A 22,885-nucleotide genomic window follows, 5' to 3' on the forward strand; every position below is an offset into this window, starting at 1 on the left:
CCCGGGCCTGAACAGCACGAGCGAAACCTCCGACGACGAAGCTACATGCCTGAACCGAGTCCCGCTCACAGAGCTCGTTTACGGGACAGCCCTTAGGGTTTTGGCATTGCACGACGGAGTGGATCGGCTCGGGGGTCCGGCAAGAGGCCGGAAAATGCGCCGTCCCTCCCGGAAAGGACATCAGGAAAATGCGGTTCAATATCCTTGGCCCGATGGAAGTCCTGCACGAAGACGGACACCACACACCGACCGCACCCAAGGCTCGAAACACCCTGGCTTTGCTTCTTTCGCGAGCCAATCAAGTGGTGGAAATTCCGGCATTGATCGACGAATTGTGGATCGATCACCCGCCGCGGAGTGCGGTCACCACCGCACAGACTTACATCTACCAATTGCGGAAGATGTTCCAGACGGCGGTCGGAAGCGAAGCCGCCGGGAAAATGCTCGTCACCAAGGCTCCCGGATACAGCCTGCGCGTCGACGCCCTGGAGATCGACGTCCAGCTTTTCGAACAGCGGGCGGCCGAAGGCAAGAGGCTGCTGGCCGCGGGGCGCGCGGAGGAGGCCTCGCGGCGGCTGAGGGAGGCTCTGGCGCTGTGGCGCGGACCCGCTCTGGCAGACGTCAACGCAGGTAGGATCCTTGAAGCGCATGTCGTACAGCTGGAGGAGAGCCGGCTGGGGGCGCTTCAGCTGCGCGTCGAGGCGGACCTGCGGCTGCGCCGGTACCGGGAGCTCGTGCCCGAGCTGCGCTCGCTCGTCGCGACGCACCCGCTCAACGAATGGCTGCACGCCCAACTCATTACGTGCCTGAGATATTCCGGGCGCCGCGGAGAAGCACTCCAGGCCTACCAGGCACTTCGGCGCGTGCTCGACGACGAGCTGGGGCTGCGACCTTCGCTCCCCCTCCAGCGACTGGAGCAATACCTGTTGACGGATCCCGTACGGGAGGACGTGGCCCCGGTCACGCTGCCCGTTTCGGCCTGAAAACCAAACGAAGGGAAACCCTTTAGTAGCCCTTTGCCAGGGCCCCGTACCCCCCGGTTGCCTGCCGTCGATCTTGATGCTAGCGTCGAAGGCTGATTCAGCCTACATCTACACGGGGGAGACGGTAGATGAAATCGAGAGGCGATCTCGATCGACCAATGGTCGGAATAAAGCCGATCAGTGTATTCATCGCCGATGTGAACACGATTTTCCGTGAGGGCCTGCGCACGATCGTCGACCGCGACGAGGGGCTTTCGGTGGTCGGCCACAGCCCGAGCGGGACGGACGATCTCCTGGAGAGGGTCATCGCGGCGCGGCCGGATGTCGTCCTGTTGGGGCTCGACCACGTCACCGCGGACCACGTGGACCACGTCGCCGGCATCGTCCGGGCCGCACCGCACGCGGACACCATCGTCCTCGCCTGGTCGGTGGACGGCGGATTACTCCAGCGGCTGATGGCCTTGGGGGTGCGGGCGTACCTCCCCAAGGACGCACCGCACCGCTACCTTCTCTCGGCCATCTACATGAGCCGCTTCGACGTCAGCGGGCACGGGGAAAGTCGCATGGCCTTCCTCCAACCCCGGGGGGACAAGGCACACAGACCACCGACCAATGTGCTGTCCACCCGGGAGCGGGAAGTCGTCGAACTGGTCGGCAAGGCGATGACCAACGCCCAGATCGGCCGTCAGCTCAGCATCTCTGAAGGAACGGTGAAACGGCACCTGCACAACGTCTTCGTGAAACTGCAGGCGGTGTCCCGGCTGGACGCGGTCAACAAGGCCGTCGCCCTCTGCCTGATCATGATCAACTGACCGCCCCGGCGACGACGGGGGCCGGAGCCCAGGCGCGGGCCACCTCCATCACGTAGCGCCCGTAGTCCGAATTGGCCAGGCGCGCCCCGAGTCGGTGGCACGCGTCCGCGTCGATGAAGCCCATGCGCAGGGCGATCTCCTCCAGGCAGGCGATCCTGACGCGCTGTCGGCTCTCCATGATCCCGACGAACTGGCTCGCGGCCAGCAGCGCCTGCGGCGTGCCGGTGTCCAGCCAGGTGTAGCCGCGGCGCAGGTCGACGAGGCGGGCGCGGCCCTCGGCCAGGTAGGCGAGGTTCACATCGGTGATCTCCAGCTCGCCCCGCGGCGACGGGCGGACGTTCGCGGCGACGTCGACCACGTCGTTGCTGTAGAAGTACAGGCCGGTGACGGCCCGGTTCGACCGGGGCGTCACCGGCTTCTCCTCTATGGAGAGCAGCCGGCCGCTGCCGTCGACCTCGCCGACTCCGTAGCGCTCGGGGTCGCTGACCTGATAGCCGAACAGGACGCAGCCGTCGACGTCACGGGCGTTCTTCTGCAGCAGCGGCGAGAGGCCGGGGCCGTGGAAGACGTTGTCGCCGAGGACGAGGGCCACCGAGTCGTCGCCGATGTGGTCGGCACCGATGAGGAAGGCCTCGGCGAGACCCTTGGGCTCCGGCTGTTCGGCGTAGGTGAAGCGCACGCCCAACTCGGCTCCGTCGCCGAGCAGTCTGCGGAACTGCGGCAGGTCGGCGGGCGAGGAGATGATGAGGATGTCGGTGATGCCGGAGAGCATGAGCACCGAGATCGGGTAGTACACCGTCGGTTTGTCGTAGATCGGCATGAGCTGCTTGGACACCGCGAGCGTCGTGGGGTGGAGGCGGGTGCCGCTGCCTCCCGCGAGCACGATCCCTTTCACGTCCTGTGTTCTCCGTCCGTGGCCTGGGGCCCGTTCCCGGAAGGTGGGCGGCCCGGATCCGAGCACACCACCGGGGTTTCGCGGCGTTGTGGTGCCCCGATCCAGCCCGCGGCGGCCGGTTCGAGCCGTCGTCGAAGGTCCGTTGCGAGGGTGTGCCCCTTCCCCCCTTCGACGCGCGGCGACAGGAGAACCCATGCGCGTACTCGTCATGACCAGCCCCGTTCCGACCCATCTGACGCCCGTCGTGCCGCTCGCCTGGGCGCTGCTCGCGGCGGGCCACGAGGTGCTCGTGGCCGGCGGGCCCGAGGTGGAGGCGACCGCCCGGCGGGCCGGCCTGTCCGTCGCGGTCGTGGTGGCGACGCGGGAGGCCCCGGCGGATCCGCCGGGGCCCGGGCCGCTGCCGACGGCCGGTGACGACGGCCCGCCCTGGGCGAGGCTGGGGGCCGGGTGGCGCCGTAGGACGGCGCGGGTGCTGGGGCCCGCCGCGGCCGTGGCGAAGCGGTGGCGTCCGGACCTGATCGTGGCGGATCCGCTGGAGTTCGCGGCGCCGTTCGTCGCCGCCGAGTCGCAGGTCCCCTACGTCCACCATCGTTGGGGGGTGGACCGGTTCGGCGACGAGCGGTGGCGGCAGGCGGCGCACGCGCTGTCGTACCAGGCGGCGGAGCGGGGGCTCGGGCGGCTTCCGGGGCCGGCCCTGGTCCTCGACCCGTGTCCGCCCCGCCTCCAGGAGCCGGGGCTGAGCGCCGGCGGTGGGATCCGTTTCGGCGCGTACAACGGGAGCGGCGGGCTGCCCCGGCGGGGGCCGGATCGCGGCGCGCCCGTCTGCGTCACCTTCGGCACCCGGACGGTGGCCCTCGACGGGGCCGATCCGCTCCGGCGGGCGCTGTGGGCGCTCGACGGCGCCGGGCCGGTCGTGGTGGCCGCGGCAGGCGGGACGCGGGCGTTGCTCGGGGAGTTGCCGGCGGACGTGGAGCTGCTGGAGGAGGTGCCGTTGAACCTGATCCTCGGGCGCTGCCGGATGGTGGTGCACCACGGCGGTGGCGGCACGGCGCTCACGGCGGCCTCGTTCGGGCTGCCCCAGTTGGTGTTGCCGCAGGCTCCGTACCTGGTGGAGCACGGCGAACGACTGGCTGCCCGCGGGGCGGGCACGGTGCTGACGGGCGCGGACCAGGACGTGGCGGGGATCCGGGAGGCGGCCCGGCGGCTCTCGGCTTCGGCGTCGGCCGCGCGGGCGGCGCGGGAACTGGCGGCGGAGATGGCCACGATGACCGCGCCGGCCGGCTGGGTGGCGCCCCTGGAGGAACTGGCGGGGCACGGCCGGGGCCGATGAACGCGGACGGCCGGGCGGAGCGGCCCGTGCTCTCGCACGGGGCGCGCTCCGCCCGGCCTGGGATGCGGGACGACACCGTTCGGGGGTTGCCGGTGCCGGACCGCGGTCTGTGGGGCCCGGTGGGGCCGCTATTCCCGCCCCGGGGTGCCCTCCGAGGGCGGCGCCCCGGCGGGGGCGGTCTCGACCCAGCCGGGCTGGGCGCTGTCCATGTTCTCCTTGACGAGGAAGGACAGCGCGACCGCGACCAGCGAGACGGCCGCGGCGGTGAGGTAGAGGACGTGGTTGGCGGAGACGAAGGCGTCGACGACGCTCTCGCGCACCGCGGCCGGCAGGTGTTCGACGGAGCCGAGGTTGGCCACGTTGCCGTCGATCTGCGCCCGGACCTCCGGCGGCAGCCCGGACTCGAAGGACGCGTTGAGCAGGACGCCGAGCAGGGCGGTGCCCAGGGCCTGGCCCATGCGGCCGAGGAAGCGGACGGAGGTCGTGGCCACGCCCAGTTGGTGGGGGGCGACGGCGTTCTGCACGGCCAGGACCGAGACCTGCATCAGGCCGCCGAGCCCCGAGCCCAGGACGAAGAGGTCTACGGCGATCACCCACGGGGGTGTGTCCGCGCCGAGCAGTCCCAGCAGGACCAGGGCGGCGGTGCACAGCAGGTTGCCGAGGATCAGGACCATCCGGAAGCGGCCGGAGCGCGAGATCCACAGGCCCCCGGAGGTGGAGAACAGCACCAGTCCGGCGGCGAGGGGGACGGTGAACAGGGCGGAGCTGGTGGGGGTCTGGGACCGCGCGATCTGCATGTACGTGGCCAGGTAGACGGGCGCCGACATGACCGCGAGGCCGGTGACGATCTGGAGCGGGGTGACCGTGCGGTACACCGGGTTGCGGAACAGCGTCAGGGGCAGGATGGGGGCGGTCACCCGCAGCTCCCACCGGATGAAGAAGGCGATGACGAGGACCGCGCTCGCGCCCATCGCGAGGATCACCGGGGAGGTCCACTCGTAGCGCGTGCCGCCCCAGTCGGTGACCAGCAGGACCAGGCTCGCGCCGGCGGCGATCAGGACCGCGCCGAGGATGTCGACGGGTTCGCGGCGGCGGGTTCCGACGGGCAGGCGCAGCGCGTACAGCATGATCGCGAGGGCGGCGATGCCGAGGGGGACGTTGATGAAGAACAGCCAGCGCCAGCCGAGGTGTTCGCTGACGACGCCGCCGAGGAGCGGGCCGGCGACGCTGCCGCCTCCGATGATGGCACCGCCGAGCCCGGAGCGCCGGGCCCGGTCCTTGGGCGGTGAGATCATCGCGACGATCACCAGGGTGACGCCGACGAGGCCGCCGGCACCGAGGCCCTGGAGGGTGCGGTAGGCGATGAGCTCGGGCATGCTGCCGGCCGTGCCGCAGAGCATCGAGCCGACCAGGAACAGGCTGATGGCGGCGAGGAAGACCTTCTTGGGGCCGAAGATGTCGCTGAGCTTGCCGTACAGCGGCTGGGTGGCGGTGGACGCCAGCAGGTAGACCGTGAAGAGCCAGGGCAGCAGGCCGAGTCCGTCGCGGGGGGCGAGGTCCCTGGCGATGGTCCACGCGGCGCTGCCGACGATGGTCTGGTCGAGGCTGGCGAGCAGCAGGGTGCCCAGGGCGCTCACCGAGATCCACTTGATCATGTTCGGCGACATGGGTTTCGGCCCCTCGGGCGCGGGCTTCGCCGCGGTGGCGGTCGCTTCGCTCATTTCCGTGTGACTCCTGTCCGGTGGTCGCGGCACCGGTGGGGCCGCTCGTACGGAGTCACGTTGAGCGGTGGTGCTGAGCGCGACCTGTCAGCGACCTGAGCCCGCAGAACGTCGCCTTGTTCTCCGGAAGTTCTGGTTATAGCGTGATCATCACGAGCTTTGTTCTATAGAAGTTCTACAGAACTCAAGGGATGGAGACCCCATGTCCGAAGCAGAGATCCCGCCCACCGTCGAGCCGTTCTCCGTACGCGCCGTCCCGCCGGTTATCCCCCGGGCGGAAGCGGCACTGGCCCCCGCGACCGCGCCGGGCGAAGCGGCCCTCACCCCCTTCGCCGCCCAGGGCGAACCGGCCCGGGCCCCCTTCACCGCGCCGGGCGAAGCCGCTCTGGCCCCCTTCACCGCACCGGGTGAGCCGGGGTTCGCGCCCGCCGCCGCACGGCCGGGGGCGTCCACGGCCCTCCCCGCCTCCCGGCCCCCCGCGGAGGTGACGGCGCAGGGCCACCGGCCCGGTCGCGGGGACATCCGGACGGCGGCCCTGTCCCTGCTGTCCGAGACGGACCGACTGGGCGGATACCGGATCGTCCAGCTCATCGCCGAACGCAGCTCCGGCGTGTGGCAGCCCAGCGCCGGCGCCGTCTACCCCGCCCTGCGGGCGCTGGAGGCGGAGGCACTGGTCGAACAGGTCGAGGACGGCGCCCGCAAGGGCTACCGGCTCACCGACGCCGGCCGGGCGCACGCGGCCGAACACCGGACGGAGGCCGAGGCCCTGTGGCAGGGCGTGGCATCGGCCGTCGACCCGCGCGCGCAGGAGATCGACGTCCTGTGCGAGCAGGTGGTGGCCGCCGTACGGCTCGCCCTGCACGACGCCGACGACGAGCGCTACGCCGGCACCCGCCGGGTGCTGTCGGACGCGCGCCGCTCCCTGTACCGGATGCTCGCCGAGGAGCCGGACCACAGCCGCGGGTGACGACGCCGTGGCGGAGCCGGCACTGACGTGATCGGGGGCGGACCGCGCGGGCGGTCCGCCTCCAACGCGTTCCGAAGCGCTCTGGACGGGCCCCGCCCACCATGGGCGCCGCCAACGCCCCACGTCAGTCGGTCAGGGAGAGCCTCGATGCGCGTGCTGTTCATGAGTACCCCGGTGTCCACCCACTTCGCCCCTTCCATACCCTTGGGATGGGCGCTGCGGGCGGCGGGACACGAGGTGCTGGTCGCCGGGCAGCCGGACATCATCGGCACGGCCCACGGCGCGGGCCTCAACACAGCCGTGGTGGGCGAGTACTTCGACGCCCTGGAACCCCTGACCTCCGGGCTGCCCGACGGCAAGCGACCCATCGAGGTGGGCCACACCCGGGTCAAGGACGGCCACTGGGAGGCCGTCAACAAGATCTGGCTCATCCACTGCCGCTACATGGTCTCCCAGTACCTCGCCCTCGCCCGCGAGTGGAAGCCCGACCTGATCGTCGCCGACCCCCTGGAGTTCAGCTCCCTGATCGTCGGCGGCATGCTCGGCATCCCGACGGTCAACCGCCGGTGGGGCGTGGACCCCGCGGGCTTCCCCGGCCAGGAGATGGCCCGCCGCACCATGGGCACCATGCTCGGCCGGCTCGGCCTCGACGGACTGCCCGAGCCGGCGCTCGTCCTGGACCCCTGCCCGCCGAGCCTCCAGGTGCCGGAGGCGCCGCCGAGCCGGAGCATGCGCTACGTGCCGTTCAACGGCTCCGGATCGTTGCCGGACTGGGTCGACGACAAGCCCCGGGGCAGGCGCCGGGTGTGCGTGACCTTCGGCCGGCTCACCGCCGCGCTCAACGGGCTCCCGCTCATCCGCACGGTCGCCGAGGCCGCGGGCGCGCTGGAGGACGTGGAAACGGTCCTGACCCTGGAGCCCGAGTTCCACGCCGAGCTGGGCCCCGTGGCGGCAAACGTCCGGGTCGTCGAGCCGGCCCCGCTCAACCTGTTCCTCGACACCTGCGACGCCGTCGTCCACCACGGCGGTGCCGGATCCACCCTCACCACCGCCGCTTTCGGGCTGCCGCAGCTCGTCCTGCCCGGCATCACCGACACCTTCGTCGTCGCCGACCGCGTCGAGGCCGTCGGCGCGGGCCGCAAGCTGGACGAGGCCGACACGCAGAACGACCCGGCGCGGGTCCGCGACGCGCTGCGCGCCGTCCTCGACGACCCGGCCCTCGCCGAGGGGGCGGCCCGGCTGCGCGCGGAGATGGCCGGCACGCCGACGCCCGCGCAGCTGGTCCCCGTACTCGAAGAGCTGGTGGGCTGAGCCGTGCGGGTCCTGTTCACCTCCATCTCCGTGCCCAGCCACCTGCTGCCGATGGTCCCGCTCGCGGGCGCCCTGCGCGCGGCCGGTCACGAGGTGCTGCTGGCCGGGGCACCGGACCTGGTGCCGCACGCCGAGGCGGCCGGATTGGTCACCGCCCGCGTCGGCACCGAGGCCTTCGAGGCCGACCGGCGCCGCCGGATGGCGCAGGTGGCGCGGCAGCAGGCGGCGGCGCCCGGCGGGACCTGGCGCCCGACGTGGGAGCAACTCGCCGCCCGGTGGCGCGAGCGGGTCGACGCCGTCATCGACGACCTGATCGCGCTGGGGCGGTGGTGGCGGCCCGATCTGATCGTGGCCGACCCCCTGGAGTTCGGGGCCCGGGTGTTGGGCGGTGTCCTCGACGTCCCCGTCGTCGTGCACCGCTTCGGCCCCGAGACCCTTTCGACGGAGTCCGCCGCGCACGTACGCGAGGCCCTCGCCGGGGTGTGCGCCCGCGTCGACGCGCCGTCGGGGCTGCCCGAGCCGGCGCTGGTCCTCGATCCGTGCCCCCCGGGCCTGCAGTTCCCCTCCGCCTCGCCGGCGCTGCCCGTACGGCACGTCCCCTTCAACGGATCGGGCTCGGTGCCGGCGTGGGCCCGCGAGGGCTCCGGGGGGCGGCGGCGGGTGTGCGTCTCGCTCGGAAGCGTGCCGGGTGACCTCGGCGGCGAGGGCCTGCTGCGTTCGCTCGTGGCGGCGCTCTCGGACCGCGACGGCGTCGAACTCCTCGTCCCCCTCGACGCGAAGCTGCGCGGGACGATCGACGCACCGCCCGACTTCGTACGGGTGGTCGAGCCCGCGCCGTTGGGCCTGTTCCTCGACACCTGCGCCGCCGTCGTGCACCACGGGGGTTCGGGGACGGCGCTGACCGCGATCGGCCACGGGCTGCCGCAGCTGGTGCTCCCCCAGTTCAACCCGGCGCTGTCGATGTGCGCCGAGCGGGTGGCGGCCGTCGGGGCCGGGGTGCAGGTCCCCGCTGCCGAACAGGGCGACGCGGGGGCGATCGCCGAGGGTCTGCGGACCGTGCTGCAAGACCCGCGCCCGTGCGAGCGCGCCGAAGCCCTGCGTGCCGCGATGGCGAGCCAACCCACCCCGGCGGACCTGGTCCCCCGGCTGGAGTCGCTCGCCCTCACCGGGGCGCGGGCCGCGTAGCGCCGGCGCCGACCGGCGGACCGCCCGCTCCCGACGCCCCGCGCCCCGTGCCCGTCAGGGTGCGGGGCGCCCGGTCGTCTCGGCCCGCAGCAGCGCGACGGCGGCGCGGTGACCCGTACCGGTTCCCCTGCGGTACGCGGCGAGGCGCTCCTCACGCGGCAGCGCGGCCCGGACGGCCGCTGCGACGCGGGCCGAGTCCGGACCGGATGCCGCGTCGTGCGGGGTGCCGCGCAGGGCGTCCGCCGCGCCCAGGAAACGGGCCGCACGCAGCGGGCGCCCCCCGGCGGCCTCCATGTCGGCGAGGAGTTCGAGAAGTCGGGCGACGATGCCGGGCTCGGGGGTGGGCGGCAGTTGCCCGACCGCCTCGACGAACCGTTCGCGGGCCGTGTCGGGGTGTCCGTCGGCGAGCTCGACCGAGCCGAGGGAGGCCAGCAGCAGGGCGTGCACCTGGTCGATGCCCTGCCCCGTGGCCTCGAATTCGCCGCGTGCCCGCTCCAGCCACCCGCGGGCCCGGTCGGTGGCTCCGGCCCAGCGCGCGACGTCGCCCATGGCCTGGAGAGCCGGCACGCGCTGATCGCGCGCACCCAGTTCGTCGGCGAGTTCGAGGGCGGCGCGCAGCTCGTCCTGGGCCCGCGCCAGGTCCCCGTCGTAGGCCCGCTCGGTGGCCAGCCGCACCCTGAGCAGGGGCTGGTCCTCCCGGTCGCCGAGTTCGTCGATGAGCCGCAGGGCCTCTTCGAGCGCCCCGATGGCCGCTCGTCGTTCCCCGCGCGAACTCTGCGCCTCCGCGCCGGCGACGAGCACCTGCGCGGTGCCCCAGCGTTCGCCGATGCCCCGGAAGAGCTCCGCCGCGAGGTCGTAGTCCGCCGCTCCCCTGCGCGTCTCGCCGAGGGTCGTCTCGATCTGGCCCCGGTGCAGGTGGGCGAGGCCGCGCACCCAGGGGTCGGCGTCGCGGGAGCGGCGGCGGATCGACTCCAGCAGGAAGCCGTCGCCGCTGAGCATGTTCGCGATGGGTTCGAACAGGCCGAGCGCCGGGTGGGAGAACGGTTCACCGTCGCGCTCCATCCCGTCGAGCAGCGCCCTGACCTCGGCGATCCGCGCCCGGTAGCCCTCGGGGTCCGATCCCTCGCCGACGAGTCGGGGCAGGGCCGTGACCAGGGCGAGGGCCCGCGCGGCGGGCGGTACGGGCTTCTGGTCGAGGGACAGGGCGCGTTCGGCCCACTGGGCGGCCTCCTGGCGGAAGCCCCGCAGGAACCAGTACCAGCCCAGGGCGGCGACCAGCCGGGCCGCGATCGCGCTCTCGCCGTGTTCGGTGGCCCAGGCGAGCGCGGCCGTGAACTCGTCGTGCTCCAGGGTCAGTCGCCTCAGCCAGGTGAGCTGGTCGTGGCGGCGCAGCCGGGGTTCGGCGCGTTCGGCGAGGTCCAGGAAGTACCGGGCGTGCCGGCGCCGCGGGTGTTCGCCCCCGCCGCCCGCGTCCAGTTTGGCCAGCGCGAAGGCGCGTACCGTCTGGAGCATGTGGTAGCGGGACTCCCCGTCGCTTTCCGTGACGGTGAGGAAGGACTTGTCGACGAGTCCCGAGAGCAGCCCGAGGACCTCCTCGCGGCGCAACGGCCCGTCCTCGGATCCGGTGGCGCCGGCGGTGACGCGCTCGACCGCGTCGAGGAAGGCGCCGCTGCGGAACACGCAGAATCGGACGGCGAGTTCGCGTTCGTCGGCGCTGAGGAGCTCCCAGCTCCAGTCGACGACGGCGTGCAGGGTCTGTTGGCGCGGCAGCGCGGTGCGGCTGCCGGCGGTGAGCAGGGCGAAGCGGTCGTCGAGCCGCGCGCGGACCTGTTCGGGGGACATGGAGCGCAGCCGGGTCGCGGCGAGTTCGATGGCCAGGGGCAGGCCGTCGAGGGCGCGGCAGATGTCCAGGACGACGGCCACGTTCCCGGGGGTGACGCGGAAGGAGGGCCGGGCGGCCGTGGCCCTTTCGCTGAAGAGGCGTACGACGGGACTGCGGAGGGCGAGTTCGGCGGGGGTCACCGCCTCCGGTACGGGCAGCGGATCGACGTGGATCAGCCGCTCGCCGGTGATGCCGAGGGGTTCCCGGCTGGTCGCGAGGACCCGCAGCTGTGGGCAGTGGGCGAGCAGGTGGTCGACGAGCGCGGCGGCCGCGTCGACGACCTGCTCGCAGTTGTCGATGACGAGCAGGAGCCGCTTGTCGCGCAGGGCCCGGGTCAGTCGTTCCCGGGGGCCGGGGGTGTTGGCGGCCTGCGCGATCAGGCCGTCGGCGCGCAGGCCCAGCACGGAGACCAGGGCCCGGGGTACGTCGGCGGGGTCGGTGACGGAGGCGAGCTCGACCATCCACACGCCGTCGGGCAGGGCGTCGACCAGGCGGGCGCCGCACTCCGAGGCGAGCCGGGTCTTGCCGGCGCCCCCCGGGCCGACGAGGGTCACAAGGCGTGCCTCCTCCAGCAGCCGTTCGACCTCGGCCACCTCCCGCTCGCGTCCGACGAAGTGGGTGAGCTGGGCCCGCACGTTGGTCCGTGGGCGGGGCGCGGTACCGGCCGGCCCGCGGGCCGGTCGTGGTGCGGCCTCTCCGCGCAGGACGGCCATCTGGGCACGGGCCAGTTCGGGCCCGGGGTCGACGCCGAGCTCGTGTGCGAGGCGGCGGCGGGCGTCCTCGTAGGCGGCGAGGGCGTCGGCCCGGCGGCCGGCGGCGGACAGGGCGCGCACCAGTTGGGCTCGCGGTCGTTCGCGCAGCGGGTGCGCGGCGACGAGCGCCTCCAGCTCGGGGACGAGGTCGGCCCCGCCGCCCAGGGCGAGGTCGGCCCCGACGCGGTCCTCCACGGCGGCGAGCCGCAGTTCTTCCAGGCGGTCGCGTTGCGCGCGCACGAACCCGGCGTCATCGAGGTCCGCGAGGGCGGGCCCGCGCCACAGGGCGAGGGCGGCACGCAGAGCGTCGGCGGCGGCGGCGTCGTCGGTGCCGGCCAGGGCGCGGCCGCGGGTCACGAGCCCCTCGAAGCGGACGGCGTCCACGGATTCCGGTTCCAGGGCGAGGCGGTAGGCGCGCGGCCTTGATTCGACGAGGCCCGGGGGCAGGGTGCGGCGCAGGCGGGAGACGAGCACCTGGAGGGCGTTGACGGCCCCGGCGGGGCGTTCGTCCTCGTCCCACAGCTCCTCGACGATCCGCTCGCTGGGAACGGGCCGGCCTCCGGCCAGCGCGAGGAGGGCGACGAGCGCGCGCAGCCGGCTCCCGGGTACGGCGACGGGGGTGTCGTCCTCGGTGCGGACTTCGAGCTCACCCAGTATGTCGACGCGTACGGCACTCACCACCCGTCCATTGTGCCGGGCGTTCACCCGGCGGCGCGCAGTCGCTCCTCCATGGCCAGGCATTCCTCGTACGAGGGGAGCAGCCCGGCCGCGGCGGCCTCGGCGAGGGTCATGGCGGCGGCGTCCTTCTCGGACATCAGGGGCGTGCCGGTGAGTCCCCAGTCGATGCCGAGGGCCGGGTCGAGGGCGTTGATGTCGACCTGGCTGCCGGGGACGAACTCGGAGGTGCACAGGTAGCAGACGGTCGCGTCGTCGGTCAGGGCGAGGAAGCCGTGTCCGAGGCCTTCGGAGAGGTAGACGGCGGTGCCCGACTCGGCGTCCAGGCGCGTCGTGTCGTACCGGCCGAAGGTCGGGGACCCGAGGCGCGTGTCGACGACCACGTCGAGCACGGCGCCGCGCACGCAGGTGACCACCTTCGCCTGGCCCGGCGGGGTGAGGGTGCCGTGGATGCCGCGCAGGGTCCCGCGCCGCGAGCTGGAGAAGTTCACCTGCGCCACCTGGAAGGGGCGGCCGGTCGCCTCGATCACCTGGCTGTGCCGGTGCAGCTCGAAGAAGGTCCCACGGGGGTCGGAGTGCTGGTCCGGGGTGAGCCGCCAGGCGCGCGGCACCGCAAGTTCTGAGACGTCCATAGTGCGCGCACCGTAGGGCGCACGCTTCGATTCTCGTTCCAGGGGGCGTGGGGCGCGCGGCCGTGCGCGGCGCGGGCAGGGCGGTGCGAGGGCCTACCACCGAGCGTGGACGGAGGCTTGAAGCGGGGGCTGAACCATGTCGGCCGTGCCGCCGCCGGCCGCCGCTCGGCGGGCGGGCGGCGGCGTACTGACAGCGGGTGCGGAGGTCCCATGTTCGGCAGCGCCGAAGAGAAGTACGTCATCCCCGACGGCGGATCCACCAGGGTGGTCGTACTGGGCGGGACCGGGTTCGTCGGACGGCACGTGTGTGCCGCGTTCGTCGCGGAGGGCCGCGAGGTGGTCTCCGTGTCGCGGCGGGCCGAGCCCGCCGGTCCGGGGGTGCGCCCCCTCGCGCTCGACCTGTGCGCGGCGCAACCCGCCGCGTTGGCCCGGACCCTGACGGACGGCCGTCCGACGCTGGTGGTCAACGCCGCCGGGGCGGTGTGGGCCGCCTCCGAGCAGGCGATGGAAACGGCCAACACCGAGCTGGTGCGGCGGCTGGTCGACGGTCTGCGCCGGGCACGGCCGCGCGTGCGGCTGATCCACCTGGGTTCGGTCAACGAGTACGCGCCCACCCCGCGCGGCCTGCCGGTCGACGAGTCGGCTCCGACGCTCCCCACGACGGTGTACGGGCGCACCAAACTGCGCGGCACCGAACTGGTCCTGGACGCGGCTCGGCGCGGCGACCTGAACGCGCTCGTGCTGCGCATGGCGAACGTCGCGGGGCCGGGGTCGCCGCCCGCGAGCCTGTTGGGGCGGGTGGCGCACGAACTGCGCCTGGCGCGGGGCCGGGGCGGGACGGCGGAGATCAGGCTGGCGCCACTGCGCGCGGAGCGGGACTTCGTGGACGCCGCGGACGCGGTGGACGCGGTGACCGCGGCGGCCCGGTCCTCGGTCGGCGGGCGGGTGCTGAACATCGGCAGCGGGGAGGCGGTGTCCGTACGGGCCCTGGTCGACCTGCTGATCCGGGTCAGCGGGGTGCCCGCGCGGATCGTCGAGTCGCCGGCGCCCGCGGGTCCGTCCGCGGCGCGGCCCGAGTGGCTGGAGGTGGACATCCGCTCGGCCCGGGAGCTGTTGGGGTGGGCGCCGCGACGCCGACTGGCGGACGCGGTGGCCGACCTGTGGCGGGAGCCGGCGGACCCCGTCGCATGAGCCCGCACGGGCCGGCCCGTACCGGTGGGTTCCCCGTCGGCGGGCGCCGCCCGCACCGCACCGGGTTCACACCGATCGACGTTCCGCACCGACCGACGTTCCGCACCGAGTTCCGCACCGAGTTCCGCACCGACCGGTGCCCCGCACCGGACCGACACGAAAGAGGGCACATGCGCGTACTGTTCGCGACCTGGACGGGATCCTCCCACCTGTTCCCGATGGTTCCGCTCGCCTGGGCCGCCCGGGCGGCCGGGCACGAGGTCCGGGTGGCGGTGCCGCCGTCACACGCCGGGGCCGTGACCGGCGCCGGTCTCGCGGTGGTGCCGGTGGGCCGGGACGTGTCGCGCGAGGAGATGGCCCGGCGCACCGAGGGCCTCGGGGCCTGGCTCGGCGAGGGCACTCCCTGGCCCCGGGACTGGGCGCGTTCGCCGGAGACCCTGGGCGGCGACGTGCGGGGGGTGTACCGGATGCTGGCGGAGAAGCAGTTCGTGGTGGCGGACGCGATGGTCGACGACCTGCTCGCCTTCGCCCGGGTCTGGCGTCCCGACGTGATCGTCCACGACACCGTCTGTTACGCGGCGACGGTGGTCGGGGCCGTTCTGGGTGTCCCGGCCTTCAGCCACATGTTCGGCTCGCCGATGATCACCCGCAACGAGCTGGAGGACATGACGGGTGACCCGCTGCCGGGCTACAGCGCCCTGTTCGAGCGGTTCGGGGCCAGGCCCCCGCGAGGGCCGGCCGGGTGGATCGACCCGTGCCCGCCGGAGCTGCGCTGGCCGGCCCGGGTGGAGCGCACGGACGTGCGCTTCGTGCCGTACAACGGCGCCGGCGGGGTGGAACCCGACTGGCTGCACGCCCCCCGAGAGCGGCCCAGGGTCTGTCTGACCTGGGGGGTGACGGCGGCCGAGGTGCGGCCGGAGCGGATGCCGGAGGCCTTCGAGCGGTCGCTGAAGGTGTTGACGGCGCTGGACGTGGACGTGGTGCTGGCGGTGACGGCGGCCCACCGCGGACTGCTGGGCGATCTGCCGCCCCGGGTGCGGGTGGTGGAATCGGTGCCGTTCACCCAGCTGTTGCCGGCCTGCGACGCCCTGGTCCACCACGGCGGTACGGGGACGGGCCTGACCGCCGTGTCGGCCGGTGTGCCGCAGCTGATGTTCCCGCTGGCCCCGGTGCTCGCCGCGTTCGCGGAGCGGGTGGACGCGGCGGGCGCGGGCGTGATGCTCGACCCGAGGGAGAGCAGCGACGTGCCGCGCATCGAGGCGGCCCTGCACACCCTGCTCGACCGGCCGGGGCGGGCCCGCACCTCGGCGGTGCGCACCGCGATGAACGCGCTCCCGGCGCCCTCCGAGGTGCTGACGCTGCTGCGGGCGGCGGCCGACGCCCGCTGAACCGCGCGCGGCCCGGCCGTGTCCCGGTGGTGTCCGGGGCGGCCGGGCCGCGCCGCGTCGTCACACCGGGCGGCATTCCAGTACGGTCCACTCCCCCGCCGGCGGTTCGCCGACGAGGCGGAAGCCCGACGCCTCCAGCAGGGCGTGCCACTCGGCCAGGTTGCGTTCGCGGCCGCCCATCACGACCATCATGTCGAGGTCGAGGAGCTTCGCGGGGTCCCAGGCGTTCAGGGGTGCCACGACCTGTTCGAGGATCAGGACGCGCGCCGCGGTGTCGTCGCCGATGGCGGTGCGGATCCGGCGCAGGATGGTCCTCGCCTGCTCGTCGGGCCAGTCGTGCAGGACGGTCTTGAGGACGTACGTGTCACATCCGGTGGGGAGTTCGTCGGTGAGGAAGTCGCCGCCGACGGTCTCGGCCCGGTCGGCGACGCCCCGCTCCGCCAACAGCCTCCGCGCCTCGGCCGCGACGGGGGGCCGGTCGAAGAGGACGCCGGTGGCCTCGGGGTGGCGTTCGAGGAGCGAGGCGAGGAACCAGCCGCGTCCGCCGCCGATGTCGGCGATGCGCGCCGGACTCCCGAAGTCGTGGCGCTCCAGGTAGAGGGTGCCCAGTCGGCGGCTGATGCCGGTCATGGCCGCGTCGAAGGTGTCCCCGGCCTCCTTGTCGCGGGTCAGGTGGTCCCAGAACGACAGCCCGTGGACGTGGTCGAAGCCCGGCTGCCCGGTGCGGACGCTGTGGGCGAGACCTGTGAAGGCCCGGTTGAAGCGCTCCGAGCCGTCGAGGAGCACGGCGTCGCGCACGTTGTCGGGGAGGTCGGCTCGCAGTCCCTCGGCCAGTTCGGTCAGCGCGAAGACCTCCGGCTCCACCTCGGTGAACAGCCCGATCAGGGCCGCGAAGCGCAGCACCCGGTAGAGCCGGCCGGCGTCGCACCCCGCCCGCTCGGCGATCACGTCCACCGGGAGCGGTCCTTCGGCGAGCAGGCCGGCGACGTCGAGTTCGGCCAGGGTGTGGACGACGGCGGTGAAGCGCTGTCCGTTGGCCAGGAGCATCAGCTTCAGCCGTGGGGACAGGGGGCCGTCCGGGGTGACGAGGTCCAGCGGGGCCTGCACGGCGCCGGCCGCGGGAATCGGTTCAGGCATGGTGGTGCGCTCCGTCCATGAGGTGGGTGCTGTAGGTCGCGACGGTCGATCCGAACTGCAGGACGGCGTGTCCGGCGGCGCAGTGGACGTCCCGCCAGGCCCGCTGGACCGGGTCGGCCACGTGCTGGCCCCGGGCGCCGCCGGTGCGGAAGAGCAGGTCGACGGCGTCGGCGAGGAGTTCGGCCGCGTAGGCGAAGTCCCGGGGCGCCCTGGCGCGGGCCGTCGCGTCCGGCGTGCCCGCGTCGGCGACGGCCGCCGCCCGCTCCAGGAGGAGCTGCGCGGCGTCGATCCGCGCGCCGGCGCGGGTCAGGGCGTCCTGCACGACGGGGTTGGCGCGGGCCGCTCCTCCGGTGACCTCGGTCCTGTTCGCGGCGCGCTCCGCGCAGGCGCGCAGCGCGGAGCGGGCCGCGCCGAGTACGGGGGCGACGAAGGTGAGGCCGTTGACGGTCTTGAACGGGACCCGGTCCGGGCCCGCCCCGACGGCTCCGCGCATCAGGTCCGCCTGGGCACAGGTGCGGTGGTCGGGGACGGCCACGTCGTCGAGGGTGACGGAGTGGCTGCCGGTGCCGGCGAGACCGACGTTGTCCCAGGTGTCCCCGATCCGGTAGTGGTCTCGGGGGACCAGGAAGAAGCGGTACTCGCGTTCCGGGGTCAGGGCCCCGAGCAGGGTCCAGGCCGCGTGGTCCACTCCGCTGGCGAAGGGCCAGGTTCCGGAGAGCCGGTATCCGTCCCGGGTGCGACTGACCTGCCCGGAGGGGGCTATGGACGCGGCGAGCAGTTCGTCCGCGCCGGCCGCGCCGCCCCAGAGTTCCGCGAGCCCCCGCTCGGGCAGGTGGGAGACCATGCGGCCGACGATGGCGTACACGGCGGCGTTCCACGCGGTGGAGGCGCAGCTCTCGCCGATCTCGGCGACCGCGTGCAGGAGCGCGGTGTGGGAGCCGTCGGTGCCACCCCAGCGGGTGGGCACCAGGTGACGGGCGAAGCCGGCGTCCCGCAGGGCGTCGACGACGGGGTCGGGCAGCCGGCGGGCGGCTTCGGTGCGTCCGGCGTGTTCGGCCGCGACCGCGCCCAGGACAGTGGTGCGGGGCGCGTCGACGGGCCGGGTGTGCGGTGCGGTGCCGGACGTGGTGCCGGGTGCTTCGGTGTTCAACTCGCCACCTTCGCAAGCGGGCGCGGGCCCTGGGGCGGACGGGGGGTGCCGGAGGCGGCGAGGGCCTCCAGGTGGGGCAGGAGCGCGACCGGGTCGGGCAGGTCGAGCACGTCGGCGCGCAGCAGCGCCGCGGCCCGGGCGTGGGACTCGTCGTCGAGGAGGTCGCGCAGGGCCGCGCGCAGGCGCCCGGTCGCCCCCTCGGGATCGGCGGCCAGTTCTCCGCGTACGAGGTGGCGGGCCGCGCCGAGGCCCTCCAGGCGGTCGCCGGTCATCATCTGTTCGGGTCGCGGCGAGACGATCAGCTGCGGGGTGCCGGCGTGGAGGGCGGTCATCGTCGTTCCGCCGCCGCCCTGGTGGACGACGGCGGCGCAGGACGGCAGCAAGAGGTGCAGCGGGAGGGACTCGGCGACGCGGATCCGCTCGGGCAGGGCGCCGAGGGCCGCGCGTCCCTCCGTCGAGACGGCGAGGACGACCTCGACGTCGAGTCCGTCCACGGCTTCGAGGACCCGGTCGAGGACGTCGGGTGTGCCCGCCTTCCCGATGCGGCCGGAGGTGATCCCCCAGGTGACGCAGACCCGCGGCAGATCGGTGGGTTCGCGCAGCCAGTCCGGGGCGCCGCCGGGACCGTTGTAGGGGATGTAGCGGTGGGAGACGCGGGGTTCGGGCGAGGGCAGGCCCATCCGCGGCGGGCAGGGGTCCAGCCACAGGTCGGGCCCGGGTTTGGGGGGGACGCCGAAGCGCGCGAAGAGGTCCGTGAAGTCGGGCGCGAGTTCGCCGGTGAGCAGGTCCCGCTGGTGTCGCGGGAGCGCGATGGCGCCCCAGAGGGTGGCGACGGTCGGTACGCCGAGCACCGCTCCGGCCACCAGACCGGCGAAGGTGACGGCGTCGTGCACGACCAGGTCGGGACGCCAATCCCGGGCGAAGTCCACCACGCCGTCGACCATCGAGGCGGCCATGGCGGTCTGTTTGTGCCCGAGCGCGGCGTACATCCGGCGTTGGTCGACACTGAGCCGTTCGGGCCGGCCGTACCAGTCGGCGGGCCACCGTTCCTGACGGTGCCAGGACTTGAGCGCGGGCGCCGTGGACAGGCCCACGAGGTCGACGTCGTCCCTGACGACCACCGGGGTCAGTCCGGTGGCGGTCACGGCGTCGGCCAGGGAGGGGCCGACGGCGACGCGCACCTCGTGGCCGGCGGCCTGGAGGGCCCAGCCCAGCGGGACCATCGGGTACAGGTGCGACGGCCATGCCCACGTGGTGAGCAGTACTCGCAAGATCATCACCTCGAGAGGGGTCGGACGGTGTCGTCGGCGATGTTCCGGCCGCGGCTTCGACGCGGGGCCGAGGAGCCGTCGAAGCCCGCCCCCGGCCGACGGTCGGCGGGGCCCCGTCTTCGAAACGTCCTCGATCCCCGGTGGCGATGCTGCGCGCACACGCGCCGCGCCGCGGGGCGGGACGACACGGGAGGAACGGGCGCCATGGACATGGGACTGCGCGATCGGACAGTGCTGGTGACCGGCGGGAGCAGGGGGATCGGGCTCGCGGTGGCGAGGGCTTTCTCCGCCGAGGGGGCCCGGGTGGCGCTCACCTACCGCTCGGACGCGGCCGCGGCCGAGCGGGCCGCCGCGGAACTGGGCGCCGTCGAGGACCGGGCCTGCCACGTGCGCTACGCCCTGGACGAGCCCGGCTCGCCGGAGGCGGCGCTGGCACGGGTTCGGGAGCGGTGGGGCGGGATCGACGTGCTGGTGGCCAACGCCCTGGTGCGACCGCGCCGCCGGGGACCGGACGAGCGGTTCGAGGACCTGCCGCCCGAGGAGTGGGAGCCGCTGCTCCACGGCAACGTCGGCGGTACGGTGCGCACGGCCCAGTTGGCGCTGGCCGACATGCGCGAACGGGGTTGGGGCCGGGTGGTGTTCGTCTCCTCGCACGTGGCGGTGGACGGCAAGCCGCGTCAGGAGATCTACGGTGCCGCGAAGATGGCGCTGCACGGGCTGACCCGCAGCCTGGCCTGGGACGCGGGCTCCGACGGGGTCCTGGTGAACGTCGTCAGTCCCGGCCTGACGCTGACCGACGGGGTGCGAACGATGCTGCCCGAACGGGTCCGCACGGAGGAGCTCGCCCTGACGCCGACGGGCCGGCTCAGCCTGCCCGAGGAGGTGGCGAACGCGGTGCTCTTCCTGGGTTCGGCCGCCAACGGCAACGTCTCCGGCCAGGTCCTCACGGTGGCGGGCGGCCGGTAGGCCGGCGGGCGGCGGGCGGGCCGCCGCCCGTGAGGTCAAAGGGCGGGCGGCTCCAGGATCTCCACGACCGCCGCGGTGCAGGTGTACCCCGCGCCGCCGCCGAAGAGCAGCACCCGGTCGCCGGGGCGGGCCCGCTCGGTGCGGGTGAGGTGGGCCAGGCCGGCGAACTGGTCGCCCGCGCCGAGGTGGCCGGTGGTGCGCCCGTACGCCCAGGAGGTCCGCTCGTCGGGGACGCCCAGCAGGTCGTGGAGTTCGTGGCCGCTGCCGCGCCGCGAGACGGGTATGACGGCCCAGGCCAGGTCGTCGACGGAGGTGTCGGAGTCGTCCAGTACCCGGGTCTTGGCCGCGACGAGCAGGTCGATGTAGCGGTGGGCGAGGTCGGGGAAGCCGGCGGCCGTCGCACCGCGCACGGTGCGCTCCCCGAGGTCGGCCGTGGTCGAGGGCTCGACGGGGTGCGCCGTGAAGGGCTCGTCGCCGCGGGCGAGCACCTCCAGCGAGTTGTCGGCCGCCGTGGCGGTCGCCAGGACGCGGGCGAAGCCGCCCCGGGTGGACAGTACGAGGGCGGTGGCACCGTCGCCGTACATGGTGACGTCGACGCTGTTCCAGCGGTCGATGCGGGGCTCGGCGAAGCGGTCGGCGGTCGTCAGGAGGGCCGCGTGGCCGGCGCCGGCGCCGGCCGTCAGGTAGGAGGCGGCGAGTTCGACGGAGCCCATGCCGCCGTTGCAGCGCTGGGCGAGCCCGAAGGCGGGCACGTCGCGCCCGACGGCCTCGTGGGCGATGTGGCTGGCGGCGGGCCACAGGTCGATGCCCTGGAACCACAGCGAACTGTGCAGCACCAGCGCCACGTCGGCGGGGTCGGTGGCGCCCCGGGCCAGGGCCTCCCGGGCGGCGCGGACCGCCATCCGCGGGGGCGCGTCCTCCTCGTGCGGGGAGGCGACCGTGACGGATTCGATGCCGCGCAGCCGCCCCCGTTCGGCGGTCACGACGCCCGATGAGACGACGTCCTCGGTCGCGACCACGGGCGGCAGCCATGTGGCCACACCGGACACGAAGAGTTGTTCCCAGCGCATGGCGGATCTTCTCCCTTTCGGGGCAGGGGGTCGGGGACTGGTCCGCACCCTGCCGGCCGTGTTTGGAGCGTGCTTCGAGCACGGGACCCGGGGTGCCCTCTGATGCGGCTTGAAGCCGCATCGAAGCGCGTCGGTGAGGGTGGCACCCATCCTGACCTGGAGGTTGTGACCATGGCCGGCGAATCCAAGCGGCTCATTCTCGAATCCGTTGCGAAGTATCACCAGGAGGTCGCCGGGGAACGGGAGTTCGTCCCCGGGATCACTCCCGTCCTGCCGTCCGGGGCGGTGCTCACCGCGGAGGACCGGGTGGCCCTGGTCGAGGCGTCCCTGGACATGCGGATCGCGGCGGGACACAGCTCCCGCACGTTCGAGCGGAGGTTCGCCAAGACACTGGGCCTGCGCAAGGCCCACCTGACGAACTCGGGTTCGTCGGCGAACCTGCTGGCGCTGTCCTCGCTGACCTCCCCCCAGCTGGGCGACCGCCGCCTGAGGCCGGGCGACGAGGTCATCACCGTCGCCGCCGGCTTCCCCACCACCGTCAACCCGATCTACCAGAACGGCATGACACCGGTCTACGTCGACGTGGAGCTGGGCACCTACAACGCCTCCGCGGAGCGGGTGGCGGCGGCGATCGGGCCGAAGACCAAGGCCATCATGCTGGCCCACGCGCTCGGCAACCCGTACGAGGTCGCCGAGCTGGCCGCCCTCGCGGAGGAGCACGGGCTGTTCCTGATCGAGGACAACTGCGACGCGGTGGGCTCCCTCTACCGGGGCAAGCCGACGGGCACCTTCGGCGATCTCGCCACCACGAGCTTCTACCCGGCGCACCACATCACCACGGGTGAGGGCGGCTGCGTGCTGACCGACAACCTGATCCTCGCCCGGATCGTCGAGTCGATGCGGGACTGGGGCCGCGACTGCTGGTGCGAGCCGGGCGAGGACGACACCTGCCACAAGCGGTTCCTCTACCGGCTGGGCGACCTGCCGGAGAGCTACGACCACAAGTACACGTTCTCCCACGTCGGCTACAACCTGAAGGCCACCGACATCCAGGCGGCGCTGGGCCTGAGCCAGCTGGAGCGGCTGGAGGAGTTCGGCGCGGCGCGGCGCCGCAACTGGCAGCGGCTGCGCGACGGCCTGGAGGGCCTGCCGCAGTACCTCCTGCCCCGGGCCACCGCGGACAGCGACCCCAGCTGGTTCGGCTTCGCGATCACGCTGACCGACGGGGCGGGCTTCGACCGCTACGAACTGCTGCGCTTCCTCGGCGACCGCAACATCGGCACCCGGCTGCTGTTCGCCGGGAACCTGACCCGTCACCCCGGATACCTGGACCGCGACTACCGGGTGGTGGGCGACCTCGCCAACAGCGACGTCATCCTGGAGCGCACCTTCTGGGTGGGCGTGTACCCGGGCCTGACCACGGAGATGATCGACTACGTGGCGGCCTCCCTGAGGGAGTTCGCGGAGAAGCCCCGCTGATCGGGCCGGCCGGCGACCCCGCCGGGCGGCGTACGACTCCGGCCTCCGGGACCTTCATGGTCCCGGAGGCCGGAGTCGTCGGGGGTGG

18 protein-coding genes are annotated in these 22,885 nt (G+C 73.7%); 10 read left to right on the top strand and 8 right to left on the bottom strand.

Going from position 1 to position 22,885, the window contains the following annotated elements; genetic code table 11:
- Positions 1 to 212: 212 nt before the first annotated feature.
- Both AB0D01_RS18050 and AB0D01_RS18055 read left to right on the top strand, forming a co-directional pair.
- Positions 213 to 983, top strand: a complete 771-nt coding sequence (locus tag AB0D01_RS18050; protein WP_363056251.1) for an AfsR/SARP family transcriptional regulator — start codon at positions 213 to 215, stop codon at positions 981 to 983.
- A gap of 197 nt (positions 984 to 1,180) precedes the next feature.
- Positions 1,181 to 1,795: a response regulator transcription factor gene (locus tag AB0D01_RS18055; protein ID WP_363056254.1), complete on the top strand. Its 615-nt coding sequence runs from the start codon at positions 1,181 to 1,183 to the stop codon at positions 1,793 to 1,795.
- On the opposite strand, the gene rfbA is transcribed toward AB0D01_RS18055, so the two are convergent.
- Positions 1,788 to 2,690, bottom strand: a complete 903-nt coding sequence (gene rfbA, locus AB0D01_RS18060) for a glucose-1-phosphate thymidylyltransferase RfbA (RefSeq protein ID WP_363056256.1) — start codon at positions 2,688 to 2,690, stop codon at positions 1,788 to 1,790. The two genes, AB0D01_RS18055 and rfbA, sit on opposite strands and share 8 nt — an antisense overlap.
- A 193-nt stretch (positions 2,691 to 2,883) precedes the next feature.
- Between rfbA and AB0D01_RS18065 the strand changes: the two genes are divergently transcribed.
- Complete coding sequence (locus AB0D01_RS18065) at positions 2,884 to 4,020, top strand: nucleotide disphospho-sugar-binding domain-containing protein (protein WP_363056258.1); 1,137 nt, start codon at positions 2,884 to 2,886, stop codon at positions 4,018 to 4,020.
- A gap of 128 nt (positions 4,021 to 4,148) precedes the next feature.
- Here AB0D01_RS18065 and AB0D01_RS18070 read toward each other — a convergent pair whose 3' ends face one another.
- Positions 4,149 to 5,741 carry an MFS transporter gene (locus AB0D01_RS18070; RefSeq protein WP_363056260.1) on the bottom strand — a complete coding sequence of 531 codons (1,593 nt, stop codon included), beginning with the start codon at positions 5,739 to 5,741 and terminating at the stop codon, positions 4,149 to 4,151.
- 202 nt (positions 5,742 to 5,943) lie between these two features.
- Between AB0D01_RS18070 and AB0D01_RS18075 the strand changes: the two genes are divergently transcribed.
- From AB0D01_RS18075 to AB0D01_RS18085, 3 genes are all read left to right on the top strand, one after another.
- Positions 5,944 to 6,708, top strand: a complete 765-nt coding sequence (locus tag AB0D01_RS18075) for a PadR family transcriptional regulator (RefSeq protein WP_363056262.1) — start codon at positions 5,944 to 5,946, stop codon at positions 6,706 to 6,708.
- Between the two features lie 147 nt (positions 6,709 to 6,855).
- Positions 6,856 to 8,019 (top strand): nucleotide disphospho-sugar-binding domain-containing protein, encoded by a 1,164-nt coding sequence (locus AB0D01_RS18080; RefSeq protein ID WP_363056264.1) that lies wholly within the window; start codon positions 6,856 to 6,858, stop codon positions 8,017 to 8,019.
- A gap of 3 nt (positions 8,020 to 8,022) precedes the next feature.
- A complete protein-coding gene (locus AB0D01_RS18085) occupies positions 8,023 to 9,204 on the top strand; it encodes a nucleotide disphospho-sugar-binding domain-containing protein (RefSeq protein ID WP_363056267.1) in 1,182 nt (393 codons plus the stop codon).
- Between the two features lie 54 nt (positions 9,205 to 9,258).
- On the opposite strand, the gene AB0D01_RS18090 is transcribed toward AB0D01_RS18085, so the two are convergent.
- The gene (locus AB0D01_RS18090; protein WP_363056269.1) at positions 9,259 to 12,516 is read right to left on the bottom strand and encodes a BTAD domain-containing putative transcriptional regulator; all 3,258 of its coding nucleotides are present in this window, start codon (positions 12,514 to 12,516) and stop codon (positions 9,259 to 9,261) included.
- A 23-nt stretch (positions 12,517 to 12,539) separates the two neighbouring features.
- A complete protein-coding gene (gene rfbC, locus AB0D01_RS18095) occupies positions 12,540 to 13,145 on the bottom strand; it encodes a dTDP-4-dehydrorhamnose 3,5-epimerase (protein WP_363056271.1) in 606 nt (201 codons plus the stop codon).
- Positions 13,146 to 13,355: 210 nt separating this feature from the next.
- Here rfbC and AB0D01_RS18100 point away from each other — a divergent pair, with 210 nt between their 5' ends.
- A complete protein-coding gene (locus AB0D01_RS18100; RefSeq protein WP_363056273.1) occupies positions 13,356 to 14,336 on the top strand; it encodes an NAD(P)-dependent oxidoreductase in 981 nt (326 codons plus the stop codon).
- 170 nt (positions 14,337 to 14,506) lie between these two features.
- Positions 14,507 to 15,724, top strand: coding sequence for a nucleotide disphospho-sugar-binding domain-containing protein (locus AB0D01_RS18105; protein WP_363056275.1), 1,218 nt, complete (start codon positions 14,507 to 14,509; stop codon positions 15,722 to 15,724).
- Positions 15,725 to 15,784: 60 nt separating this feature from the next.
- Here the strand turns inward: AB0D01_RS18105 and AB0D01_RS18110 are convergent, their stop codons facing one another.
- From AB0D01_RS18110 to AB0D01_RS18120, 3 genes are read right to left on the bottom strand one after another with little or no spacing between them, the layout of a single operon-like run.
- The gene (locus AB0D01_RS18110; RefSeq protein ID WP_363056277.1) at positions 15,785 to 16,861 is read right to left on the bottom strand and encodes a methyltransferase; all 1,077 of its coding nucleotides are present in this window, start codon (positions 16,859 to 16,861) and stop codon (positions 15,785 to 15,787) included.
- Complete coding sequence (locus AB0D01_RS18115) at positions 16,854 to 18,011, bottom strand: acyl-CoA dehydrogenase family protein (protein WP_363056279.1); 1,158 nt, start codon at positions 18,009 to 18,011, stop codon at positions 16,854 to 16,856. The genes AB0D01_RS18110 and AB0D01_RS18115 overlap by 8 nt, the downstream gene beginning before the upstream one ends.
- Positions 18,008 to 19,282 carry a nucleotide disphospho-sugar-binding domain-containing protein gene (locus AB0D01_RS18120; RefSeq protein ID WP_363056281.1) on the bottom strand — a complete coding sequence of 425 codons (1,275 nt, stop codon included), beginning with the start codon at positions 19,280 to 19,282 and terminating at the stop codon, positions 18,008 to 18,010. The genes AB0D01_RS18115 and AB0D01_RS18120 overlap by 4 nt, the downstream gene beginning before the upstream one ends.
- A 204-nt stretch (positions 19,283 to 19,486) precedes the next feature.
- Between AB0D01_RS18120 and AB0D01_RS18125 the strand changes: the two genes are divergently transcribed.
- The gene (locus AB0D01_RS18125) at positions 19,487 to 20,248 is read left to right on the top strand and encodes an SDR family oxidoreductase (protein WP_363056283.1); all 762 of its coding nucleotides are present in this window, start codon (positions 19,487 to 19,489) and stop codon (positions 20,246 to 20,248) included.
- A 35-nt stretch (positions 20,249 to 20,283) separates the two neighbouring features.
- On the opposite strand, the gene AB0D01_RS18130 is transcribed toward AB0D01_RS18125, so the two are convergent.
- Positions 20,284 to 21,318 carry a ketoacyl-ACP synthase III family protein gene (locus tag AB0D01_RS18130; protein ID WP_363056285.1) on the bottom strand — a complete coding sequence of 345 codons (1,035 nt, stop codon included), beginning with the start codon at positions 21,316 to 21,318 and terminating at the stop codon, positions 20,284 to 20,286.
- Positions 21,319 to 21,489: 171 nt separating this feature from the next.
- Between AB0D01_RS18130 and rfbH the strand changes: the two genes are divergently transcribed.
- Complete coding sequence (gene rfbH / locus AB0D01_RS18135) at positions 21,490 to 22,797, top strand: lipopolysaccharide biosynthesis protein RfbH (protein ID WP_363056287.1); 1,308 nt, start codon at positions 21,490 to 21,492, stop codon at positions 22,795 to 22,797.
- Positions 22,798 to 22,885 lie beyond the last annotated feature (88 nt).

The organism is Streptomyces sp. NPDC048606 (assembly GCF_040650855.1).
GTDB lineage: Bacteria > Actinomycetota > Actinomycetes > Streptomycetales > Streptomycetaceae > Streptomyces.